14 protein-coding genes and 1 tRNA gene are annotated in these 20,562 nt (G+C 72.6%); 7 read left to right on the top strand and 8 right to left on the bottom strand.

Annotated features, from left to right (window positions below):
* Positions 1 to 64: 64 nt before the first annotated feature.
* The 3 genes from B7K25_RS12600 (at position 65) to B7K25_RS12590 (ending at position 3,452) form a co-directional block, all read left to right on the top strand.
* Positions 65 to 1,072: an NAD(P)-dependent alcohol dehydrogenase gene (locus B7K25_RS12600; protein ID WP_084106473.1), complete on the top strand. Its 1,008-nt coding sequence runs from the start codon at positions 65 to 67 to the stop codon at positions 1,070 to 1,072.
* Positions 1,069 to 2,049: an NAD(P)-dependent alcohol dehydrogenase gene (locus B7K25_RS12595; RefSeq protein WP_084106471.1), complete on the top strand. Its 981-nt coding sequence runs from the start codon at positions 1,069 to 1,071 to the stop codon at positions 2,047 to 2,049. Before B7K25_RS12600 ends, B7K25_RS12595 begins: the two co-directional genes overlap by 4 nt.
* Positions 2,050 to 2,123: 74 nt before the next feature.
* Positions 2,124 to 3,452 (top strand): MFS transporter, encoded by a 1,329-nt coding sequence (locus B7K25_RS12590; protein ID WP_084106469.1) that lies wholly within the window; start codon positions 2,124 to 2,126, stop codon positions 3,450 to 3,452.
* 107 nt (positions 3,453 to 3,559) lie between these two features.
* Here B7K25_RS12590 and B7K25_RS12585 read toward each other — a convergent pair whose 3' ends face one another.
* From B7K25_RS12585 to B7K25_RS12575, 3 genes are all read right to left on the bottom strand, one after another.
* Complete coding sequence (locus B7K25_RS12585; protein ID WP_084106467.1) at positions 3,560 to 3,841, bottom strand: DUF6458 family protein; 282 nt, start codon at positions 3,839 to 3,841, stop codon at positions 3,560 to 3,562.
* Positions 3,842 to 3,987: 146 nt separating this feature from the next.
* Positions 3,988 to 4,329, bottom strand: coding sequence for a YciI family protein (locus B7K25_RS12580; protein ID WP_084106465.1), 342 nt, complete (start codon positions 4,327 to 4,329; stop codon positions 3,988 to 3,990).
* A gap of 89 nt (positions 4,330 to 4,418) precedes the next feature.
* Positions 4,419 to 5,333 (bottom strand): hypothetical protein, encoded by a 915-nt coding sequence (locus B7K25_RS12575; protein WP_084106463.1) that lies wholly within the window; start codon positions 5,331 to 5,333, stop codon positions 4,419 to 4,421.
* 65 nt (positions 5,334 to 5,398) lie between these two features.
* On the opposite strand from B7K25_RS12575, the gene B7K25_RS12570 reads away from it, so the two are divergent.
* A complete protein-coding gene (locus B7K25_RS12570; RefSeq protein WP_084106461.1) occupies positions 5,399 to 5,971 on the top strand; it encodes a hypothetical protein in 573 nt (190 codons plus the stop codon).
* A 101-nt stretch (positions 5,972 to 6,072) separates the two neighbouring features.
* On the opposite strand, the gene B7K25_RS12565 is transcribed toward B7K25_RS12570, so the two are convergent.
* From B7K25_RS12565 to B7K25_RS12555, 3 genes are read right to left on the bottom strand one after another with little or no spacing between them, the layout of a single operon-like run.
* Positions 6,073 to 7,434: an SWIM zinc finger family protein gene (locus tag B7K25_RS12565; RefSeq protein ID WP_084106459.1), complete on the bottom strand. Its 1,362-nt coding sequence runs from the start codon at positions 7,432 to 7,434 to the stop codon at positions 6,073 to 6,075.
* Entirely contained in the window at positions 7,431 to 10,283 is a 2,853-nt protein-coding gene (locus B7K25_RS12560; RefSeq protein ID WP_084106457.1) for a hypothetical protein, read from the bottom strand. Before B7K25_RS12560 ends, B7K25_RS12565 begins: the two co-directional genes overlap by 4 nt.
* Entirely contained in the window at positions 10,280 to 13,087 is a 2,808-nt protein-coding gene (locus B7K25_RS12555) for a hypothetical protein (protein ID WP_084106455.1), read from the bottom strand. Before B7K25_RS12555 ends, B7K25_RS12560 begins: the two co-directional genes overlap by 4 nt.
* Before the next feature lie 227 nt (positions 13,088 to 13,314).
* Between B7K25_RS12555 and B7K25_RS12550 the strand changes: the two genes are divergently transcribed.
* From B7K25_RS12550 to B7K25_RS12540, 3 genes are all read left to right on the top strand, one after another.
* Complete coding sequence (locus B7K25_RS12550) at positions 13,315 to 14,223, top strand: aldose epimerase (protein ID WP_144019007.1); 909 nt, start codon at positions 13,315 to 13,317, stop codon at positions 14,221 to 14,223.
* A gap of 11 nt (positions 14,224 to 14,234) precedes the next feature.
* Positions 14,235 to 16,751, top strand: a complete 2,517-nt coding sequence (locus tag B7K25_RS12545; protein ID WP_084106451.1) for a phage holin family protein — start codon at positions 14,235 to 14,237, stop codon at positions 16,749 to 16,751.
* Positions 16,752 to 16,798: 47 nt separating this feature from the next.
* Positions 16,799 to 16,872, top strand: a tRNA-Gly gene (locus tag B7K25_RS12540).
* A gap of 36 nt (positions 16,873 to 16,908) precedes the next feature.
* Here B7K25_RS12540 and B7K25_RS12535 read toward each other — a convergent pair.
* A complete protein-coding gene (locus tag B7K25_RS12535) occupies positions 16,909 to 17,625 on the bottom strand; it encodes a phosphatase PAP2 family protein (protein WP_084106449.1) in 717 nt (238 codons plus the stop codon).
* 193 nt (positions 17,626 to 17,818) lie between these two features.
* Positions 17,819 to 20,557 (bottom strand): glycoside hydrolase family 3 protein, encoded by a 2,739-nt coding sequence (locus B7K25_RS12530; protein WP_084106447.1) that lies wholly within the window; start codon positions 20,555 to 20,557, stop codon positions 17,819 to 17,821.
* Positions 20,558 to 20,562 lie beyond the last annotated feature (5 nt).

Genomic DNA, 20,562 nt, shown 5'->3' with positions numbered 1-20,562 from the left:
CACGGTCACGAGCACGTGACCTGTAGTCAGCGCACCCTCGTGGAGGGTGCGCGAGGAGACCAGCATGACCACCACGACCATCCCCGACACCATGACCGCCATCGCCCACGAGCGCTACGGCGAGGCGGACGTCCTCGCCAGCGCCGAGCTCCCGGTGCCGACACCGGCGCCCGACCAGGTCCTCATCCGCGTCGAGGCCGCGGCGCTCAATCCGGCCGACGTCTTCCTGATGCGCGGCCGCCCGCGGGTGCTCCGCCTCGCCGCCGGGCTGACGCGACCCACGATCCACGTGCGCGGCAGCGACGTCTCCGGCGAGGTCGTCGCCGTGGGGGACAAGGTCGCTCACTGGCGCCGCGGCGACCGCGTGTTCGGCGAGGCGGCCAGCGGGTCCCTGGCCCCGTTCGCGACCGCGGCCGCCGGTCGCATCGCACGGATCCCTGCCGGGGTCTCGGCCACCGACGCCGCCGCGTCCGTCATGGCCGCACTTGCCGCGCGCGACGGCCTCGATGCGGCCGGGCTGCCCGCCGGCGCTGACGGGACCGGCAAGCGCGTGCTCATCGTCGGTGCCAGCGGGGGCATCGGGTCCTTCGCCGTCCAGCTGGCCGCAGCCCAGGGCGCGCACGTCACCGGTGTGTGCTCGACCCGCAACATGGACGCGGTGCGCGCGCTGGGGGCCGATGCGGTCGTGGACTACACACGCGAGGCGGTCACGGACCTGCCTGCGTGGTTCGACGTCGTGTTCGACAACGTGGGCGCCGTCCCCATGGAGTCTCTCCACGCGCTCACGACGCCCACCGGCGTGGTGGTGCCCAACAGCGGCCTCGACGGGCCCGACGGCGGGGCGATCATGCGGGTGTTGCGCCTGCACGCGCGCAGGATCCTGCTGCGCCGGCGCTACCGGGGCTTCTACTCGGCGCCGTCGACGGCCAAGCTCGAGGCGATCGGCCGGAGCCTCGCGGACGGCGCGCTCACGCCGCTCGTCGACGAGGTCCTTCCGCTGTCGCGCGGCTCCGAGGCGATGGCCCGCGTCGCGTCCGGGCACGCCCGCGGCAAGGTGGTGGTGACGCCATGAGGGCGGTGACCTACAGCCGGTACGGCGGGCCCGAGACGCAGACCCTGACGACGGACGCGCCCACTCCCGAGCCCGGCCCCGGCGAGGCCCTGGTGCGCGTCGCCGCGGCGGGCCTCAACCCGTACGACTGGCACATCTACCGCGGCGACCCGTGGCTCGCGCGCCTCAAGTTCGGGCTGCGCGCCCCCGGCGAGCGGACCGTCGGATCCGATGTCGCTGGCGTGGTCGAGGCTCTGGGCCCCGGCACGACGCGGCTCGCCGTGGGCAACCGCGTGTGCGGCTTCGCGGGGTTCGGCGCGGCGGCCGATGCCGTCGCCGTGCCGGAGGACCGGCTCGCCGTGGTGCCGGCGACGGTCGGCGACGAGGAGGCGGCCGCGGTGCCCATCGGCGCGCTCACGGCGTTGCTCGGGCTCGAGCCGCTCGCACCGTCCGGCAAGCGCGTGCTGGTGATCGGCGCGTCAGGCGGCGTGGGCCACATGGCGGTGCAGATCGCGCGCACCCTGGGCGCCGCGCGCGTGGTCGGCGTGTGCTCGGGCCGCAACGCGGCGATGGTGCGCGAGCTGGGCGCGGATCGCGTCATCGACTACACCCGCGAGTCGGTCCTGGACTGCGACGAGACCTTCGACATCGTCTACGACACCGTCGCGACCACGCCGGTCAGGCGCCTGCGACGCATCATGACCGCCGACGCGGTCTACGCGCCGGCCGGCGCGCTCGGCGGCGGACGCCTCCTCGGTCCCGCGTGGGGCATGTACCGCGCCGTGATCGCCGGCCGGACGATCTCGCAGCGCGTCACCGCCGTCGCGGCGCGTGCGGAGGACACCGCCGAAGAAGTGGCCCGGGTGCTCGCGTGGGTCGAGTCCGGCGAGGTGCGCCCCGTCGTCGAGAGGGCCTACCCGCTCGAGGAGCACGCCGCGGCGCTGCTGCGGCTCGAGGGCCAGCACGTCGCTGGCAAGGTCGTGCTGCGCGTCGCCTAGCCTCGGCCGGGAGGGCCGATGCGCTCGGGGGCTTAGGTTGGAACCATGCCCAGCCACTGCATCGGCTCTCCCGCATGAGCCGCACGTTCGCGTCGCTGAGCTTCTTCAACTACCGCCTGTGGTTCGCCGGGGCGCTCGTGTCCAACGTCGGCACGTGGATGCAGCGCATCGCCCAGGACTGGGTGGTGCTCACCGACCTCACCGACGACTCCGGCACCGCCGTCGGCGTGGTCACCGCGCTCCAGTTCTTGCCGTTCCTGTTGCTCGGGCCCGTCGCGGGACTCGCCGCCGATCGCTTCCGCCCCCGGCGCCTGCTCATGGTCACGCAGGGGGCGTCCGCGGTGCTCGGCATCGCGCTCGGCGCGCTCATGCTGCTGGGCCACATCGAGCTGTGGCACATGTACGGCTTCGCGTTCGCCCTCGGGATCGCGAGCGCGTTCGACATGCCCGTCCGTCAGACGTTCGTGTCCTCGCTGGTGCCGCAGGACTCGCTCACCAACGCGGTGAGCCTCAACTCGGCGTCGTTCAACGCGGCCCGGCTCGTGGGCCCCGCGATCGCGGGCTTCGCCGTCGCAGCGATCGGCTCCGGCTGGGTGTTCGTCATCAACGGCTTCACCTTCGTCGCGACCATCGTCGCCCTGTGGCTCATGCGCGCCGACGAGCTGCAGCCCGTCGCCCGCGCGCGCCGAGGCAGAGGCGCCATCCGCGCAGGACTCAGGCACGTGCGCGGCAGACCCGAGGTCGTGGTCATCATGATCTGCGTCTCGGTGGTCGCGATGCTGGGCCTGAACTTCCAGATGACCTCCGCGATGATGTCGCGCGTCGAGTTCGGACGCGGCCCCGCCGACTACGGCGTGGTGGGCTCGGTGCTCGCGATCGGCTCGCTCACGGGCGCTCTGCTCGCAGCGCGGCGCACGCGGGCGCGACTGTCCGTCGTGCTGTCCTCCGCCGCGATGTTCGGCGTCACCAGCTGCGCGATGGCGCTCATGCCGACCTTCGCGCTGTACACGGCGATGGGCGTCTTCGTGGGCTTCAGCGCGCTCACCATGCTGACGAGCGCCAACGCGTTCATCCAGACCACGACCGTGCCGCAGATGCGCGGCCGCGTCATGGCGCTGTACTCCATGGTCCTCATGGGCTCGACTCCCATCGGTAGCCCGATCATCGGCGTGATCGGCGAGCACGCCGGCGCACGCTGGGCGATCATCGTGGGCGGCATCGCCTCGACCCTCGTCGCGGTCGCCGCGGCGCTGTGGTCCCTGCGCCACTGGAACGTCGAGGTGACGTACCACCGCCACCGGCCCCGCCTCGAGTTCACGTTCCCGTCCAACGTCAACGCCCGCGACGACGCCGTGCTGAGGCTGCGGGCGCAGCACATCGAGGACGCCTCGGCCCAGCCCTGACCCAGCATCTGCGCACCCGAGCCCAGCGCGACGAACATCTGCCGACATGCGAGGAGCCGCGCCCCACGACGGGGACGCGGCTCCTGGCGAGCGGCGGCGATGGCCGGTCAGACGGCCGGGCCGGTGTCCTCACGGCGCTCCGTCACCTGGCCGCCCTGCTGCGGCGCGGGAGCCTGCTGCGGGGCGCCGCGGTCGACGCGCTGCTCGGTGACGGTGGTGCGCTTGCGGTTCTGCGCGTTGACCACGAGCGAGATGATGACGGCGAGAACGCCGGCACCCATGAGGATCCACCCGACGAGGTAGAGGTTGATCGCGTCGACGCTCTCGTTGAGCGCGAAGGCGAGGATCGCTCCGACGGCGATGAGAAAGATGCCGGTACCGATGGCCATGACTGGTCTCCTCCCATGAGGCGGCGTTGCCTGGTGCCTGGTGCACCGGGGACTGTCCCCGCGGCGACGCCTGCACCTGTCCCAACCGCCCAGGTGACGCACGCATTCCCAGCCACCGCCCGCATCGGCGCTCTACCAGGGGCGACTCACTCCTCGTCGAACGGCCAGAACTCCCTCAGCTCGATCGCGCCGTGGTAGGCCATGGGATGCTCGGCCGCCACCGCGACCGCCTCCTCCCACGATCCGCACTCGAGCACGTCGAAGCCGCCGATGACCTCGTGCGCCTCCGCGAACGGGCCGTCCGTCACGAGCAGCCCGCCGCGGCGCTGACGCACCACGCGCGCCTGCGGTGCCGGACGCAGCCGCGAGCCCATGAGGTTGACCCCGGAGCCGACGTGCTTGTCGCCCCACTCGTCGATGGGCAGGCCCTCGCCCTCGGGCGCGTCCGTGCCCACGGGCTCCGTGAGCACCAGCATCAGGAACTGCATGATCCCTCCTTCTGGAGCGGCGCACCGTGCGCCCTCCATCGCCTCCACGAACGACGCCCGGCCGTCACGACATCGTGACCGAGCAGCGCCTACTGCCCGCCGATCCCGTCCGAGTCCGAACCCTCCCCGCACGCGTCGAACAGCGCCTGCAGCGCGTCGCGCACCTGGCCCTCCGCGCGGTACTCGACGGAGATCCGCTCGCCGCCCACCTCGTAGGCGGCGAGGAACACGAACGTCTTCTTGGACTCCGCGAAGGCGTGCGCATCGCACCGGGTCGCGGTGACCACGACGGGAACCTCCGCGCTGGCCTGGCCCGCCGAGAGCGTCGCCGGCAGCGCCCCCGCGACCGGGTCGAGCGAGAAGATGACGTTGCCCGTGAGGCCCACGAGCGTCGCCTCCGCCTCCGACGGGCCTCGCGTCAGCACCACGGCCGTCGCGAGCTGCCCATCCGCCGGCTCCGGCCCCACCACGAACGACGGTGCCGCCGCGTCGGTGGCGATGCGCTGACGGCACTCGACGGCGTTGATGTCCGCGAGCACCTCGTCGACCGCCGAGGCGGCACCTGTCTCGGCCAGCGCCGCGAGCTCGTCGCTGTCATGCGCCAGCGGTGGCGCGACCTCGTACTCGACCATCGTGTCCCCCTCGGCGGCCGGGCACACCGCGTCCCCCAGCCCGATCCTCATCCGTGCCGGGAAGCCCGGGGTGACGCGCACCGTGTCCTGCACGCGCATCGGCCCCTCGAAGTACGGCGACGTCACGGACGCTGCCAGGACGAACCCGTCCCCCTGCTCCGAGGCGATCCGCACCTCCACCTTGCGGTCGGCCTGCAGCGTGCGGGGGAAGGCGATCTCCGCGGTGGTCGCGATCGACGGCGCGGGCGCCCCCGGGCCAGCGGAAAGCGACGAGGTGCCGCTGGAGGCGGGCTCGTCGCTGAGCGCAGTGCAGCCCGCGAGCGCCATCGCGACGCCCGCCGCCGTCCCCGCCACCACGCCCCATGCGCGCATGCCACCAGTGTCGGGCACGCGCGTGCGCTCTGGATAGTGCCGGACTGCTCGGCTAGGTTCGAGGCATGAGCGACGCCGCGACCAGCGCCACCGAGCACTACACGATCAAGCAGCGCATCACGATGGGGGTGAACCGCTACGAGATCTCGCGCTCCGGCGCGGACTTCGTGCCCACCGAGCTCATCGCGTTCGCCCAGCAGAAGCGCATGAAGCTCAAGGAGGAGGTCTTCTTCTACGAGGACGACTCCAAGCAGAAGGTGCTGTTCTCCTTCAAGGCGCGCAACGTCATGGACATCAACTCCGTGGTCGACGTCTACGACGAGGCCCACCAGGAGCTCGGCACCTTCCAGAAGGACTTCGGCAAGTCGCTGCTCAACTCCACCTGGTACCTCACGGTCGCGGACCTGCCGAAGCTCACGGCCCGCGAGGCGAGCACGGGCAAGGCGATCGCCCGTCGCTTCGGCGTCCCGCTGGTCTACAACTTCGTGTTCACCAACGAGGAGGGCGTCGAGGTCGCGACCGTGAACCGCAAGTTCGGCGTCCGCGACCTCTACAAGGTCACCGTCGAGGACACCCGGTACGACGAGCGCGTGGTGCTCGCGATGATGGTCGCGCTCGACGCGCTGCAGGACCGGTAGGACCGTACGCAACTGGCCTCGGCACGGCTTTCGTCGAGCCGATGCGCGGGCCGAGTGGACCTAGACCCTCGCCTTGGCTCGGGCGCCGATGCCGAGCCTGTCTACCCCTGCGCCGTTGCCGTGAGCGTCGCTGCGAGGACGTGCTTGCACGGCCCCCGCTCGCCGCGGTGCTTCGCGAACCACGGGCACAGGCAGCGGTCTGCCTCCGGCGCGAGGGTGACGAGATAGCGCGTGCCCGCGGAGTCGACCAACCACTCGCCCTCTCGCGCGCCCGCAGTGACCGCGCCAGTGGCCACCAGGTCCCACGCATCGCGCAGGCGCGGCTGCGCCTCGGACAGCACTGAGCGGTCGTACGGGAGATCGCGATGGAAGTACGCGCCCGTGTGCAGGTCGTAGCCCACCCGGCCGGCCGCGCCAAGCACCGCGAAGGAAGCACGCACCCGCTCCCCCGGCATCCCGATCTCGTCCCCGAGGTCGTCGGCATGCAGTTCCGCTTGGCCCCGAAGAGCCTGCGCGACAAGCACGACATCCGACTCGCCTACGTGTGCCAAGCCCGTCAGCACCGCACCCTCGCCTGAGAAGCCACGCCACTGCTCGGGCGACACGACGAGGGTGTAGCGCGCGCCGTCGAGTTCGAGCACCCACGCCGATCCTTGGCGCGCGAGCGCGCTCTCCGTCGAGCCGGCGTGCGCGAGCCGGTTCCGCGGCGGCGGCGCGTACACCGTGAGCGAGCGAGCCCACCGGGCCAGGCGGCCTAGGGTCGCGAGGCGACGCGGCTCGACAAGACAGGGCGTCGCGTCTCCCGCCATCGAGGTCATGCGCACCGCCCCGGGCCCCAGGCTGACCCAGGGCGTCCTCGCGCCAGAGCGCAGGCGCGGCAGGTCGCGGATCGCGGCGGCCGCTCGCGCACCCCGCAGCTGAGCGACGGGGAGCATCGAAGACTGCGCGATCTGGGCCTCGGCGAACCCGCGCAGCCACCGCTCGGGCAGCGGAACCTTGCGCTCGACCGCGGAACCGCCGAGCGTTGCGACCCCCATGCTGTCCGTTCCCACCGTGAGGCGCAGCGGCTCTCCCGGGCCAACTGTCGCGAGCGCCTCCCTCACACGCTCGTTGAGGTCGACGTTCGTCGTGCCCCAGTCAAGGCGATCCGCATCGAAGCCGTCTGCGTCGATGTCGAGGCGGGCGTAGACGCCGTTGCAGCTCGAGAAGCTCTCGAAGCGCAGCACGGTGAGGTTGGACGTCACCACCGGGTCCTTCATACGCGTCGCCGCTCCCGCGTCGAAGTATCGAGTGCGCGAGACCTCGGCGACGGCGAGCAGGCCGCGGGCCGCCTGGTCCGCCCGCGCGACGAAGCCCTCGAAGAAGTACGGATGAGCCTCACGCCCACCGCTCGTGGCCAGGTCGAGCGAGGCACCATCGAGAGTCGATGGCGCCAAGTACTCAAGCGCGGCTTCCGTCGTCATCGAGTTCCCTCCGTGGCAAGGAGCGCGAGCAGTCGACGCGAGGCGTGGGCGCGTTTGCTCGATCCTGCCGATGCGTCGTCCAGGACCCGGCGCGCCGCCGCGTCGAGGGTGGCCACCGACGAGGCTCCGTCGACATCGCACGCCCGCTCCCAGACCTCGAGGAGCGCGGCCAGTTCGCGGTGACGCGGGTCGGTGGCGCCGATGACGCCGGCGCAGATCGACGCCACCAACGTCGCCCCGGCAGGGCCATCGACGGACGCCTCCAGGACGGCGGCAGCGCGCGCGAGGCCGCCGACCGACGCCGCCAACGCCGCGACCGTCACCCCGAGCCGGTGTCCGTCGACCGATGCCGCGCGTGTCGACAGCACATCGGTGACCGCCGCGCGCGCAGACGAGGATCGACCAACGAGCACCGTCGCGAGGTAGAGCGAGGCGCCGTGGCCGTCGAGGGGTGTGTGGCCGTGTAGCAGGTGAAGCGCCGGCGCGTCGTCGGCGTGCGAGGTGCGATCCGCGAGGCCCAGGCGGACCATCACCGCTGCGGCGGCGGCGAGCACCGCGTCCGCGTCGTGCGGCGCGGCGAGCAGCGCTGACTGCCACGAACGCGCCTCGAAGGGTGAGGCGATCGCGAGCATCGCGCCGTCCCACGATTCGACCCGGCGAATGTCGGACCCGCCCGGTGCGCTCCACCAGGCGATCGACCCGAGCGGGTCCCAGCGCGATGGGCCCGACACGACGGCTCGGTTCCAGTTCACCACGAGCGCCGTCCACTCGTCCTGCGGCCGCCATCCGGAGGTGCGCGAGACGATCTCCGCACCTGTCGGCCGCAGGCCTCGACTGGCGAGCGCGGGACGGAGCCACAGCGGCACCGCGTCGACGGTGCCGGCGCCCCACAGGGCGAGCGCGGCGACCGCGACGGGGTGGCGAGACTCGCGGAGCGCCGCGAGCACGTCGCCATCCGGCGCGCGCGCCGGCAGTCGCAGAATGGCCGCCACCGCGTCATAGCGCCACGGGTCGCCGGCGTTGTGGTGGGCGAGACGACTGACGAGAGACTGGGCGCTGACCGTGCCGTCCGAGGCATCGGGTGTCGCGAGCGCGGGCCGCCTCGGGCCCGACCCGATGACCGTCTCCGCCAGGCGCGCGCACAGCAGGCCCGCCGTGCCCCACCATTCGCAGTCCCGGGCGCCTTCCCAGAGGGGCCGCTCCGGCCCCGTCGTCACCGGCCCCGGGATCGGATGGTCCTCGCGGTAGATCGTGGCAGTGCGCAGCAGGCGTCTGACCTTCCGGACGGGAGCCTCATCGCGCGGGACGACGTCGCCATTCCAGATCCAGACGGCCTCGGCGACGTGAAAGCACGGCAGTGCGAGAGGTTGCATGCTGGTCCGCGCGGCCCGCGCGCGGTGCGCGATCGCCCCGCGTGCATGCTCGCCGATATCGGTCGGCGAGTACCGCGCCATGCCATCGAGGAGCAGTTCAGCGTCGAGCGCGTCGAGGCCTCCGGTGGCAGCGGCCACGGCGAGGCCGCCGAGCTCCTCCGCCGTCACGGGAACCAGGGGCGCCGGCAGTGTGGGGGCCGCGGCGGGAACGAGCTGGGGGGAGGCGGCCTCACCCGTCTTTCGCTCGCCGTCGACGCCGAGCGCGACGGCGCCCACCCCCGCCCAGGCTCGGACCCGGTCGCGCTCCGCTGGCCCAGCCGCTGTCGCAGCATCCAGGATCCGTTCGCTGGCGTCTGCCCTCACGTCGCCGATGGGCACGGTGGCGAGAGCATCCAGCGCGAGGCCGCGCTGCGACGAACGCGCGTGCGTCAGTGCAGCCGCGATGACCTCCAGGCGCAGATCGAGAGACCGTCCCGCGGCGTAGCGCAGGGCCGCTCGGGTCGTGGCAACCGAAGCCGTCGCGACCACGTCCGTGACCACGGTGTCCGCGATCTCTTGGGCTCGCGCGTCCCGCGGCGCGAGCGCCAGGAGATGCGCGAGCGCCCAGGTCCGGTCAGCCGGCGCGCCGTGCGCGGCAGCCGCGCCGAGACTCGGGACCAGGGCGGATCCGTACTCGGACATGTCGACCACCTCGTCGACCAGCCACCGATGCAGGGCGTTGCGGTCGCGGTGGGGTTCACCCGACAGGACGTTGACCGCGACCGCGACGACGTCGTCGACGCGCAGCACACCCGTCGTGACGAGCATCCGGACGCGCTCCTTGAGGTACGTGGTCTCGTTCTGGCGCGCCGCGTGCGACCGGTAGCCGCTGCGCGCGAGCTCCACGATCGCTGGATCGGCAGCGATCCAGTGCGACACGCGGGCGGCGCGCTCGGCACCGTCTTCGGGACCGTTGCCCCACAGGAGGGCCCGATACGCCCCGAGCTCGAAGGGGCCCTCCTTGGGCTCGACCTCGCCCGCCCGCACCAGGTGGCGCCACACGTCCCAGAGCTGGATGGCCCCCTCGTCGCCCTCATGCCACCACCACCGCTCCATGGCAGCGCGCACGCGCGCAGGCCGAGCACGAAACAGCGCGGTGGCCTCCTCGGGCACGGTGTCGGCATCCATCGCGATGAAGCGTGCGAGGGCGTCGTTCCTGGTGCGCGTGGGGGTCTTGGTACCGAGGTCCACGACCCGCATCACGCGAGCCCAGTGCGTCGGGGAGAACCGAGATCGGTCGGTGCGATGCTCGAGCATGACGACCTGGTGCAGCGTCGCGCCGGCGTCCACGCGATCGGCCTCCGCCATGGACAGGAGGGCAGCGGCCAGCGCCGACTCGTCGAGCACGTCGATCGCGTCCAGCGATCGCGCGCGGCGCAGATCGTGACGTCCCGCCGCGAGCTTCTTCCGCGTCCACGCCTCGTGGTCGATGCTCATGCCGATCCCTCCGCGCCGGCGTGCGCGAGCAGCCGCCGCGCGGCCTTGGCGCGCTTGCTGGAGCCGGCCGATGCGTCGGCGAGCACCGTACGCACGTCACCATCGGCCAGCGTTGCGCTCGCGGCGGCGCCGCCACGGTCGAGGGCGATCTCCCACGCTTCGAGCAGCGCACAGAGCTCGCGGTGCGCGGGGCCGGCCGCGACGACGGCACCGGCGCACCACGCTGCCGCGCCCGGTGCAGCCCCCGCCTGCGCGAGCTGCGTGACGACGGCGGCCATGCGCGCGAGCCCGGGCGCGCCGAGCGCGACGAGCCGCCCTGCAAGCTCTCCCACCTCGCGCCCGCCGAGCAGGTCCAGCGCGGCCGCGCCCACGTCGACGAGCGCCGCGCGCGGATCGGGCAGCGCGCTGAGCGCCACGGCCGCGACCAGCAGCCGGGCTCCGTCTCCGGCGGCAGCGTCTGACCAGCCGAGCGAGAGCACCGCCGCCGCCTCGTCGCGCTCGCGACGCGGCGAGTCCGGGTCCGCCACGACGTCGCACGCGACGCCTCCGAGCACAGCGTCCCGCCGGCGGGGTGCGACGGTCAGCGCCCACGATTCGAGGCTGCCGTCCCAGAAGTCGCCTCCGTGCAGGGGGTGGATCGGCGGCCGAAACAGGCCGTGAGCCGCCCGACCCAGCATCGAGCCCACCGCGAGCGAGGCAGGATCCACCACGTCCACCGTCGCGCGGTCCCGCTCAGGGGCCAGGCGCGGTGCGGAAACCTCGAGCACGCGCCCCCAAGGAGTGTCCTTCGAGGTGAGAGACCAGCCCTCGATCCGGTCGTGCTCGGCCGAGAGCTGCGACGCGAGAACGGCATCGTCGACGGCGACGTCCTCGCCGGCCAGCGCGCGGGCACTCCGGGCGACCGGGTGGTCGATCGACGCGAGCCTCGCGAGCGCATCTGCTGTCATCGCCGCGACATCGAGGCGCGCGAGCGCGTGCGCGGCCTCGTGGCGGCCCACCGCCGCGCCAAGCGCCACCACCGTCTCGAGACGCGCGGCGAGCTCACGGGGTGCGAGCCAGCCATGGGTGTCCGTGGGCAACGCAAGCGACGGGCGCGGGTGGGCGGACGCCGCGACGGCCTCCCACCAGCGCGCGAGCACGGCATTGCGTCCGCCGGGGTGCGTCCCCCAGCCGCCGGGCCACGGGTCCGCCACCCGCCACGTCGCCGCGGTGAGAGCGTCGAGCCACCGGCTCGACGCTCTCACCAGACCGTGCTGCTCCGGCGGATCAGCACCCTCGATCCACGCCAGCACCAGCGCGTCCTCGGGGTACTGGTACACGGTGACGACCGCGCCGTCGTCGGCGACCCCGCGGACGCGACGGCGGCTGATCACCGCCACCACAGGGTCGAGCAGCGCCGGCTCGAGGCCGCTCGCGTTGTGGCGCGTCAGCCCGTCGAGCACGCGTTCCAGCAGGATCGGATCCTGACGTGGCTCGGCGAGGCCGACGATGAGCGCGGTCAGCTCGGCCGCGAGCGCGGCTGGATCCGCGACGGGCTCGAGCGGGGACGCCGCTTCACGCGCCGGCACCGCAGCCGCGATCGCGGCGGCCTCGACAGGAGCGGCCCCGTCCGTCCCGATCCCCGGCGGCGACGCGGCTGCGCCGCATTCCGCCGACCCACCCGCCGGTGCAGCCTGCACGCCCCACGCGGCGAGCGCATCGTCCACCAGGCCGCGCACCGCGGGGGTGACGTGGTCACGAGACTCGGCGAGCGCATCGGCGCTCCCTGAGGCGACAGCCCTCGCGACGCCCTTGCGCTGCACGTCGGCATGACCGTGAGCCAGCAGGGCGCGCGCGATGACCACGTCGCCCGCTCCGGGAGCCAACGCGTCGGCCGCGCGCAGCACCGCGAGTGCACTCGACTTCGTGCCGGCCTCGATGGCCGCGGCCGCGGCACCGACGAGGCGATCGGGCTCGAGATCGGCGCCGCCTCCGACCGCGCGAGCGAGCCACGCACACGCCTGCGCGTGCTCGGCGGGCCGGCCCTGCTCGAGCACGGCGAGCAGCTGCGGCACGTGCGCGCCGAGCTCCGCCTCCGTCGGCTCGAGCCTCATCACGAGCCGGCGCAGCCCTCCGGCAGCGCCCGGCCGTTGGTCGAGCGCGAGGCCGCGCAACGCCGCGTCGACGAGCGTGCCACGCTCCAGCGCTCCGGAGCGCACGAGCGGCAGCAGCACCGCCTCGAACTCCTCCTCGGAGAACGCCGCGAGATGATCGGCCACGCCGGGGATCGCGAACGATCGCGCGAGTCCCTCGGCAAGCTCGGCGTCGTCCTCGAGCCGGGATGTCGCGGTCGCGACCGCGCCCTCGTCTCGCCACGACCACCGATCCGCGACGGCCGCCCACGCCGCGCGCCAGTACGCCGCGTCGCGGTCCGGGAGTCCGTCCACTCCGCCCGCGCGCTCCAGGGCGCGGATGACCCACCACCCCGGCGACCACTCGCGGTACCGACCGCTCTCGCGGATCCACGCGGCACGCACGCGTGCGGGCCGCGACGCGAGCACCTCGGCCAGCCGAGCGTGCACCGCAGGGCCGATGCGCGTGGTCGGGAGCCCGATCATCTCGCGGTTCGCCGCGCTCACCGTCCCTGCGCCCAGCAGCGCCAGCTGGCCCACGTGCGCCGCGGCGGGATCGCCGCGGGTGCCCTCGGGGTCGGCGGACCTCAAGGCTTGCGAGGCCTCGAACAGCGGCACCATCGCCGCGGCCCGCTCCTGCTCGGTCAGGGCGAGGATCGCGTCCGCGACGGCATCGGGGTCCCCGACATCCACGTGCGCTCCGAGGGCTGCGCGTGCTGCGCTTGCCAGCGCGGCCCGGTGGGCACGGGGGGGCCGGTCACTGCCAGCCCGACCGTTGAGCACCGTGCTCACGGCCCACTGAAAGAACTCGCTCATGCTCACCCCCTGCGGCCTGGCGCACACGCTAGCGACCAGGGCTGACGCGGACAAGGGAGGTGTGGCGCATCCGCTCGCACGCGCCCCTGCGCAACAATGGCCGCATGACTGAGACGGTGACGATCGAGAACGACCACTGGCGTGTGGGGCTGCTGCCGAGCCTCGGAGGGTCGGTCGGCTTCGGCCAGGTGCAGGTCGACGGCCAGTGGGCCGACGTGCTGCGTCCGGCGCCCGAGGACATCTCCGCGCCTCGCCTCGCGGCCTCGTACCCACTGGTGCCGTGGTCGAACCGCATCCGCGACGGCAAGCTACGGTGGGCCGGCAGGACGTACCAGCTGCGCGCGAACTGGCCCGACGGGGCCGCCATCCACGGCGCCGGCTGGGACTATCCGTGGGCCGTCGTGGAGCACACCGACACCCGCGTGGTGCTCGAGTTCACCTCGCGGGACGTCTACGGCGTGAACTGGCCGTGGACCTTCACGGCGCGCTACGCGTACGAGCTCGACGGCGCCGACTTTCGCTGGACCTACGGCCTCACCAACACCGACCACGAGACCTTCCCGGCGGGCTACGGGCATCACCCGTACTACCGCCGCTCGGTCGCCGGGTCTCCCGATGCCGTGATCCGGGTCGACGTCGACAAGGCCTACGACCTCGTGGGCGGCGTGCCCACGGGCGCGGCGGGCGAGATCCGGCCCGCGGCGGACTTCCGCGAGGCGCGATCGCTGGGCTCCGAGCCGGTCGATGACGTCCTCACGGGCCGGCGCGGCGAGCACCTCGCGACGCTGTCGTGGCCGGGCGCGGTGACGCTCGACGTCTCCGCCGACGCCGAGCTCGAGCACGCCGTGCTGTACATCCCGCAGGGCCGTGACTACTGGGCGTTCGAGCCCGTGTCGAACGTCTCCGACGCATTCAACCTCGACGAGGCTCACGTGCCCGGCACCGGCCTGTTCCTGGTGCAGCCCGGCGAGTCGCGCTCCTCGTCGTTCACGCTGACGGCACGCGCCGCCTGAGCGGGTCGCGGATGGCCCCGTCGCACGCATCGCCCGAGGGCAGCCGCCCGCCGAGCGTCCTCGCGCTCGTCGTCCTCACCGCCCTCGCGGGCGCCGTGGTGCTGGCGTTCGGGGTCCTCGCGATCGTCGCCGCGGCCCTGGCGGAGGGGGTCAGCGACGTCGAGAGGGCCGATGCGCTCGTCGTGGGCATCGTGTTCTCCCTCCTGGGTGCGGCGCAAGTGGGCATCGCCGTCGCGCTCGCGCGCCGCCGCAACGGCGCACGCGTGCTGCTCACGGTCGTGCTCGCCTTCAACGCGCTCTCCGCGATCTATGACGGCCTCAGCGGCGTCGACCCCGACCCCGTGGTCGCGGTGGTGCTGGTCGCCATGTCCCTCGGACTGGTCGCGCTCGCGTGGACGCCCGCCGCCCGCCGGTACTTCCAACCCGAACGCGACCGGCGCATCGGCCGCTCGGTGGCGCGGTCCACGCGCAGTCCATGGCGCCGCGCAGCCGAGATCGCCGCGCAGGTCGCGGTGCTCGCGATCACCATCGGCATCACGCCTGGCATCACCGCCGATGCCTGGTACTCGATCGTGCTCGCCGCGGCGGCGGTCGCCGTGGTGACCTGGGCGCTGCAGCCCCTCACCCTGTCCGTCGCGGGACGGTTCGGGTGGGGCGGCGCGCTGGCCATGGCGCTGTTCGCCCAGGCCATCACGCTCGGCGTCGCGCTCGCGCTGTCGCCCGGCATCGAGGTCGCGTCGGCCTGGTGGGCGCTCGTCGCCTCGTGGGTGTTCGCGATCCTCACCGCCGTGCTGGCGTGGGCGTTCTCCGTGGGCACCGACGACTACCTGCTGGTGCACGCGTCCCGCATGGCGCTCGACCCGGCGTCGCGCCCGGACGACGGCCAGCGCGGCGTCGTGTTCGTGCAGCTCGACGGCGTCCCGGCGCCGCTGCTCGAGGAGCAGATGCGCGCCGGCAACCTGCCCACGATCTCGCGGTGGATCCGCGGCGGCTCGCACGCCTGGGCCGAGTGGACCGCTCGGGTGCCGTCGACCACGCCGGTGTCGCAGGCCGGCATCCTGCACGGCTCCAACGACAACATCCCGGCCTTCCGCTGGTGGGACCGCTCGCTCGGGCGGCTCCTGGTCGCCAACAAGCCGGCCGACGCCGCCGTCATCGAGAAGCGCGTCTCGGACGGCCGCGGTCTGCTCGCCGACGGCGGCGTCGCGATCTCGAACCTGTTCTCCGGCGACGCGCCGACCGCCCACCTGACGATGTCCTCCGAGGGCGGCGCGGGAGCAGCGCTGGGCGACTCCCGCTCCTATGCGACCTTCTTCGCGCACCCCGCCGGGTTCTCCCGGGCACTCGTCCTCACCATCGGCGAGATGGTCAAGGAGCTCGCGCAGGCCCGCCGCCAAGAGCGTCGCGACGTGCAGCCTCGCGTGCACCGGGGCGGGCCGTATGTGCTGCTGCGCGGCGTCACCAACGTCATGCTGCGCGACCTCAATACCTCGCTCGTGGTGGGCGCCATGGCTCAGGGCGCCAAGTCCATCTACGTGGACTACGTCGACTACGACGAGATCGCGCACCACGCGGGCGTGACTCGGCCCGAGTCGCTCGCGTCGCTCTACGGGCTCGACGCCGTCGTCGGCACGCTCGAGCGGTTCGCGGCTTCGGGGATCGCCGCGCGCGAGTACGACATCGTGCTGGTGTCGGATCACGGCCAGAGCCAGGGGTCGACGTTCCTGCAGCGCGCCGGGGTCTCGCTCGAGGACTTCGTGGCCGCGCACACGGGCGGACGGGCCGTCGAGGTGGGCCACGACCGCGAGGGCGCGGGCGCGCCGGCGGAGCTGCTCGTCAAGGAGCTCGCGGGCGCCGGGTCGCGAACCGCGCGCGCCGCGCAGCGAGCGATCGCGCGCGCGGACGAGGGAGAGGGTCGCGTTGAGCCCGGCGCCGACCGCACGCTCGGGGCACCGTCGCTCGCCGTCGTCGGCTCGGGGAACCTGGGCGGCATCTGGTTCACCGACCACGACCACGGTCTGGACCTCGCCGAGCTCGAGGACCTGCACCCGGGCCTGGTCGGGGCGCTCGCGGCGCACCCGGCCGTGGGCTTCGCGGTCGTGCGCACCGCCGAAGGCCCCGTCGCCATCGGCGAGCGCGGCACGCGCGACCTCCACACGGGCGTCATCACCGGCGACGACCCCCTCGCCGGCTACCCCGAGCAGACGGCGCCCGACTTCGCGCGCGCATCGGCCTTCCCCGATGCCCCCGACATCTACGTCAACTCCCTGTACGACGCGAGCCTGGACGAGGTCGCCGCGTTCGAGGAGCTCGTGGGCTGCCACGGTGGCGTGGGCGGTTGGCAGACGCGACCGCTGCTCGTCTACCCGGCCACGTGGCGCATCGGCCGCGATCTCGTCGACGCGACCGGCCGCCTGTACGGCGCGGACGCCGTGCATCGGCAGCTCGTGCGCTGGCTCGAGGAGCTCGGTCACCGTGACGCGCTGAGGGCCGATGCGGGTTCGGGGGGCGCGGTCGAGCCGGGCTAGTATGGTGGCCTGCACCGCTGGTGGGCTCACCACCTCGGGCGGTGCTCGCGGGTGTAGTTCAATGGTAGAACTTCAGCTTCCCAAGCTGATAGCGCGGGTTCGATTCCCGTCACCCGCTCCAACGGAAAGGCCCTCCCGCAGGAGGGCCTTTCGTCGTTCAGGAGCGCTTGCGCGTGAGCGGCTTGCCGCGATCCTTCTCGAGCAGCGGTGCGAACGCCCACCACATGATCGCCACGAAGGACGCGCCCGCGACGAGGCCGGCGATGGTGTCCGACAGGTAGTGCGCGTTGATGAGGGTGCGCTGCCACGCCATCCCGACGGCGAGCAGCACGCCCGCCACCCACCACAGGCGCCGGTGCGCCGCGGGGATGAGGGCGGCGACCGCGACGATGAACGCGCCCATGGTCACCGAGTGACCCGACGGGAAGGACCCGTGGTCCGTGTGGAACAGCGGCCCGAACAGGCCAGCGGCCTCATCAGCGGCGGGGCGCTCGCGGTCGACGGTGTGCTTGACCAGCTGCGACGCGACCAACGCCGAGCCCATGATCGAGGCGAGCCAGAAGAGAGCGGTGCGCCAGCGACGGACGATGAACAGCGCGATGGGCGACAGGAGCATGATGAAGATCGCACCCACGCCCTCTCCGAAGTACTGGAAGAACATCGGCAGCGGGCCGTCGACCTCGTCGACGCTCGAGGCGCCGATCGCCGCGCGCCAGGCGTCGTCCATCGCCTGGGTGAAGGGGGAGTCGCCGCCGGCGATCATGAGTGCGGCCACGGCGAGGAACGCCGTGAGACCCGCGAGCCCGAGCCACAGGGCGAGGCGGGGACGCGGCGAGGCCTGGGTGGCCGATGCGGTCGTGTCGGGAGCAGTCATCGTTGACCTTTCGTGGGGGTGGGTGGGGTGGGGTGGCGACAGCCAGTCACCATCGAGAGACGCGCGCCGCCGGAAAACGACGCTGAGCCACCATCTCCGCGCCAAGGCGGGGAAAGGGGTGGCTGAGTGAGGGGTGGTGGGGGAGGTGCTGGCCGGGGTGCGGGTGGCGCCTCGCGCCACCCGCACCCACGGCTCAGCTCATCGCGTGCGAGCCGGCGACCGTGTAGAGGATGTTGTGGACGCGGTCGCGCAGCGCGGCGCCCATGCCCACGGGGTCCTCGTCCACGGCGGACTTCATCGTGTCGACGGTGCCAGGGAACACCGCGAGCATGAGGTCGTTGCCGTAGCGGGCAGCGAGCTCGGGGTCCATCCAGCCGCCGAGGACGGCGTCGGTCGAGACGAAGCCTTCGAAGCCCCACTCGCCTCGCAGGACCTCCTCGAGCAGGTCCTCGTTGCCGCCAGCCCACGAGCCGCCGAGGTTGATGAACGAGCTCATGGCGCCCGCCGCATCGGCCTCCTTGACCGCGATCTCGAACGGCGAGAGGTACAGCTCGCGGAACGCCTGCTCGGACACGAACACATTGATGCCGGTGCGAGCGTTGACCTCCTGGTCGTTGAGCACGAAGTGCTTGATGGTGGTCGGCACGCCCTGATCCTGCGCGCCCGAGACCATCCCGGCAGCCATCTTGCCGCTGATGAGCGGGTCCTCCGAGAAGTACTCGAAGTCGCGCCCGCCCATCGCCGTGCGGTGGAGGTTCATGCCGGGGGCGTACCAGACGTCCACGCCGTAGGCGATGGCCTCGTGACCCACCGACTCGCCCACCGCGTAAGCGAGCTCGTCGTTCCAGGTGGAGGCGATGACGATCTCGGTCGGGTAGGCCGCGGCGTCGAGCGGCGAGAACAGCGAGTTCAGGCCCGCGGGGCTGTCGAGCATGATCATGGACGGGATGCCCAGGCGCTCGATCTCCGCGGTCTTGTACGCGCCGTACGAGAACAGCTCGATCTGCTCGTCCACCGACAGCTGGTCGATGAACGTCTCCCACTGCGGGTCGTCGTACTCGAGCCCGGTCATGTCAGCCAGCATGAGCCCGTTGTCGGCCTCGTACGTGGGCACGTCGCCCTCGGCCGGCGCGATCTCCGGGTCCATCAGGGCCAGCACGGCGTCCGATGCGGTCTCGGTGCCGTCGGGCGCGGTCGGGTAGGTGCCCTCCCAGTCGGCACGCGACAGGTAGGTGAGGTCGCCCTCGACGTAGTCGAAGCGGTTCTCGTACGCGACCCCGGTGTCCGGGTCCGCGTCGTACACGACGTCGGCGTCCACCGTGAGCGTCGAGGACGCGACCGGCGTGTGGACGTCCGTGCTCACCGCGATCTCGTAGTCGCCGGCGTCGAGCACATAGTGCCCGCCCGCTGCGGTGTCCCACGAGGCCATGTCCTGCATGGCGAACTCGACCGTGACGGTCTCGGACTGGCCCGGCTCGAGCAGCGAGGTCTTCGCGTAGCCGGCGAGCTCGATGCTCGACTTCTCGAGGCCGCCCTCGGTGTACGGGGCGGAGAAGTAGACCTGGACGACGTCCTTGCCAGCGACGTCACCGTCGTTGGTCACCGTGACGTCGACGGAGACGCTGTCCTCCGTCGTGACGGGCTCGGCCGTCTCCCACGTGAAGTCGGTGTAGCTGAGGCCGTAGCCGAACGGGTACTGCACGACCTCCTGGTAGGCGGCCTCGTCACCCTCGTAGCGGGTCTCGTAGTAGCGGTAGCCCACGTAGATGCCCTCCTCATAGTCGAGGAAGGAGCGCCCCACGTTGGCGTAGTCGTAGTCGCCGAAGTTGACCGTCGACGGCGCGCTCAGCACGTCGTACGCGTAGGTGTCGGTGAGGCGACCCGAGGGGTTGACCTCGCCGGACAGGATCTTCGCGAGCGACACGGCGCCCTGCGGGCCGGGGGTGCCGATCCAGATCGCGCCCGTGATCTGCGGGTACTCGTCGAGGAAGCCCAGCTCAAGCTGGTTGCCCGAGTTCACGATGACGATGACGTTGTCCTGGACCGCGGTCACCTCATCGAGGAGGGAGCGCTGCTCGTCGGTCAGGCGCAGCTGGTCGTGCGTGAAGTCGGAGCCCTCGACGCCGGAGTTGCCGACGACCACGATGGCCGTGTCCGAGAACTCCTGGGCCTGAGCAAGGACCTCGTCGGTCAGGTAGTCGGGCGCGGGCTCGCTGTCGCCGCCGCCGAGGAAGGCGCCGGCGATCTGGACGAACGCGTTGCTCGAGCCCTCGGAGTGCTTCGCACCGGCCTCCTCCATGGAGGCGTACAGCTCGGTGTTGTACTCGATGCCCTGCGCCTCGAGCGCCTCGTAGAGCGTGGGGGCACCCGCGGTGTTGGAGCCGCCGGAGCCGCCGCCCGCGAGGCTGAGGTTGAACGAGGCGAACGAGAACACGTTGACGCCACGCGCGAGCGGGAGGACGTCGCCCTCGTTCTTGAGCAGCACCATGCCCTCGTCGGACACGGCCTCGGCGACCACGAGCGCAGAGTCGCGCGCCTCCTGCGCCTCGGGGGTGTCGTCGGTGAAGCTCAGCGACGCGACGCGGGCGATCGCGCTGCCGTACGGCGCGGCGAGCGCGACGACGCCGACGACGGCCGCGGCGGTGATGCCCCAGCCGATCGCGCGGCGACGGCGGTGCGCCACCTTGCGCGTCACGCGTGCCCGGCGCCGGTCCTCGCGCCGCTCGGCGCGCGACATCGAGGCGCGCGCCTCCTTGCGGTCGGCCTTCGCCTGCGCGGCGGATGCCTTCTCGGCGTCGCGGTCGGCGGCCTTCGCCGCCTTGCGCTCGGCCGGCTCCATCGCGGCGAGCTCGGCCTTGCGCGCGCGCTTGGCCTCACGGTCCGCGCGCACGGACGCGACCGCGTCCTGCTTGATCTCCTTGCGAGTTGCCATGGTGC

Origin of the sequence: Demequina sp. NBRC 110056 (assembly GCF_002090155.1) — a bacterium.
Taxonomy (GTDB): Bacteria; Actinomycetota; Actinomycetes; order Actinomycetales; family Demequinaceae; genus Demequina.
The sequence above is the reverse complement of the archived record's forward strand: the minus strand, read 5'-3'. Positions and strand labels throughout refer to the sequence as shown.

Bases quoted from the DNA above. Each gene is read 5' to 3' on its own strand.
- B7K25_RS12530 (WP_084106447.1), bottom strand. From the start codon at position 20,557: ATGGCAACTCGCAAGGAGATCAAGCAGGACGCGGTCGCGTCCGTGCGC.
- B7K25_RS12535 (WP_084106449.1), bottom strand. From the start codon at position 17,625: ATGACTGCTCCCGACACGACCGCATCGGCCACCCAGGCCTCGCCGCGT.
- B7K25_RS12570 (WP_084106461.1), top strand. From the start codon at position 5,399: ATGAGCGACGCCGCGACCAGCGCCACCGAGCACTACACGATCAAGCAG.
- B7K25_RS12595 (WP_084106471.1), top strand. From the start codon at position 1,069: ATGAGGGCGGTGACCTACAGCCGGTACGGCGGGCCCGAGACGCAGACC.
- B7K25_RS12585 (WP_084106467.1), bottom strand. From the start codon at position 3,841: ATGGCCATCGGTACCGGCATCTTTCTCATCGCCGTCGGAGCGATCCTC.
- B7K25_RS12545 (WP_084106451.1), top strand. From the start codon at position 14,235: ATGGCCCCGTCGCACGCATCGCCCGAGGGCAGCCGCCCGCCGAGCGTC.
- B7K25_RS12600 (WP_084106473.1), top strand. From the start codon at position 65: ATGACCACCACGACCATCCCCGACACCATGACCGCCATCGCCCACGAG.
- B7K25_RS12580 (WP_084106465.1), bottom strand. From the start codon at position 4,329: ATGCAGTTCCTGATGCTGGTGCTCACGGAGCCCGTGGGCACGGACGCG.
- B7K25_RS12560 (WP_084106457.1), bottom strand. From the start codon at position 10,283: ATGAGCATCGACCACGAGGCGTGGACGCGGAAGAAGCTCGCGGCGGGA.
- B7K25_RS12590 (WP_084106469.1), top strand. From the start codon at position 2,124: ATGAGCCGCACGTTCGCGTCGCTGAGCTTCTTCAACTACCGCCTGTGG.
- B7K25_RS12550 (WP_144019007.1), top strand. From the start codon at position 13,315: ATGACTGAGACGGTGACGATCGAGAACGACCACTGGCGTGTGGGGCTG.
- B7K25_RS12565 (WP_084106459.1), bottom strand. From the start codon at position 7,434: ATGACGACGGAAGCCGCGCTTGAGTACTTGGCGCCATCGACTCTCGAT.
- B7K25_RS12575 (WP_084106463.1), bottom strand. From the start codon at position 5,333: ATGCGCGCATGGGGCGTGGTGGCGGGGACGGCGGCGGGCGTCGCGATG.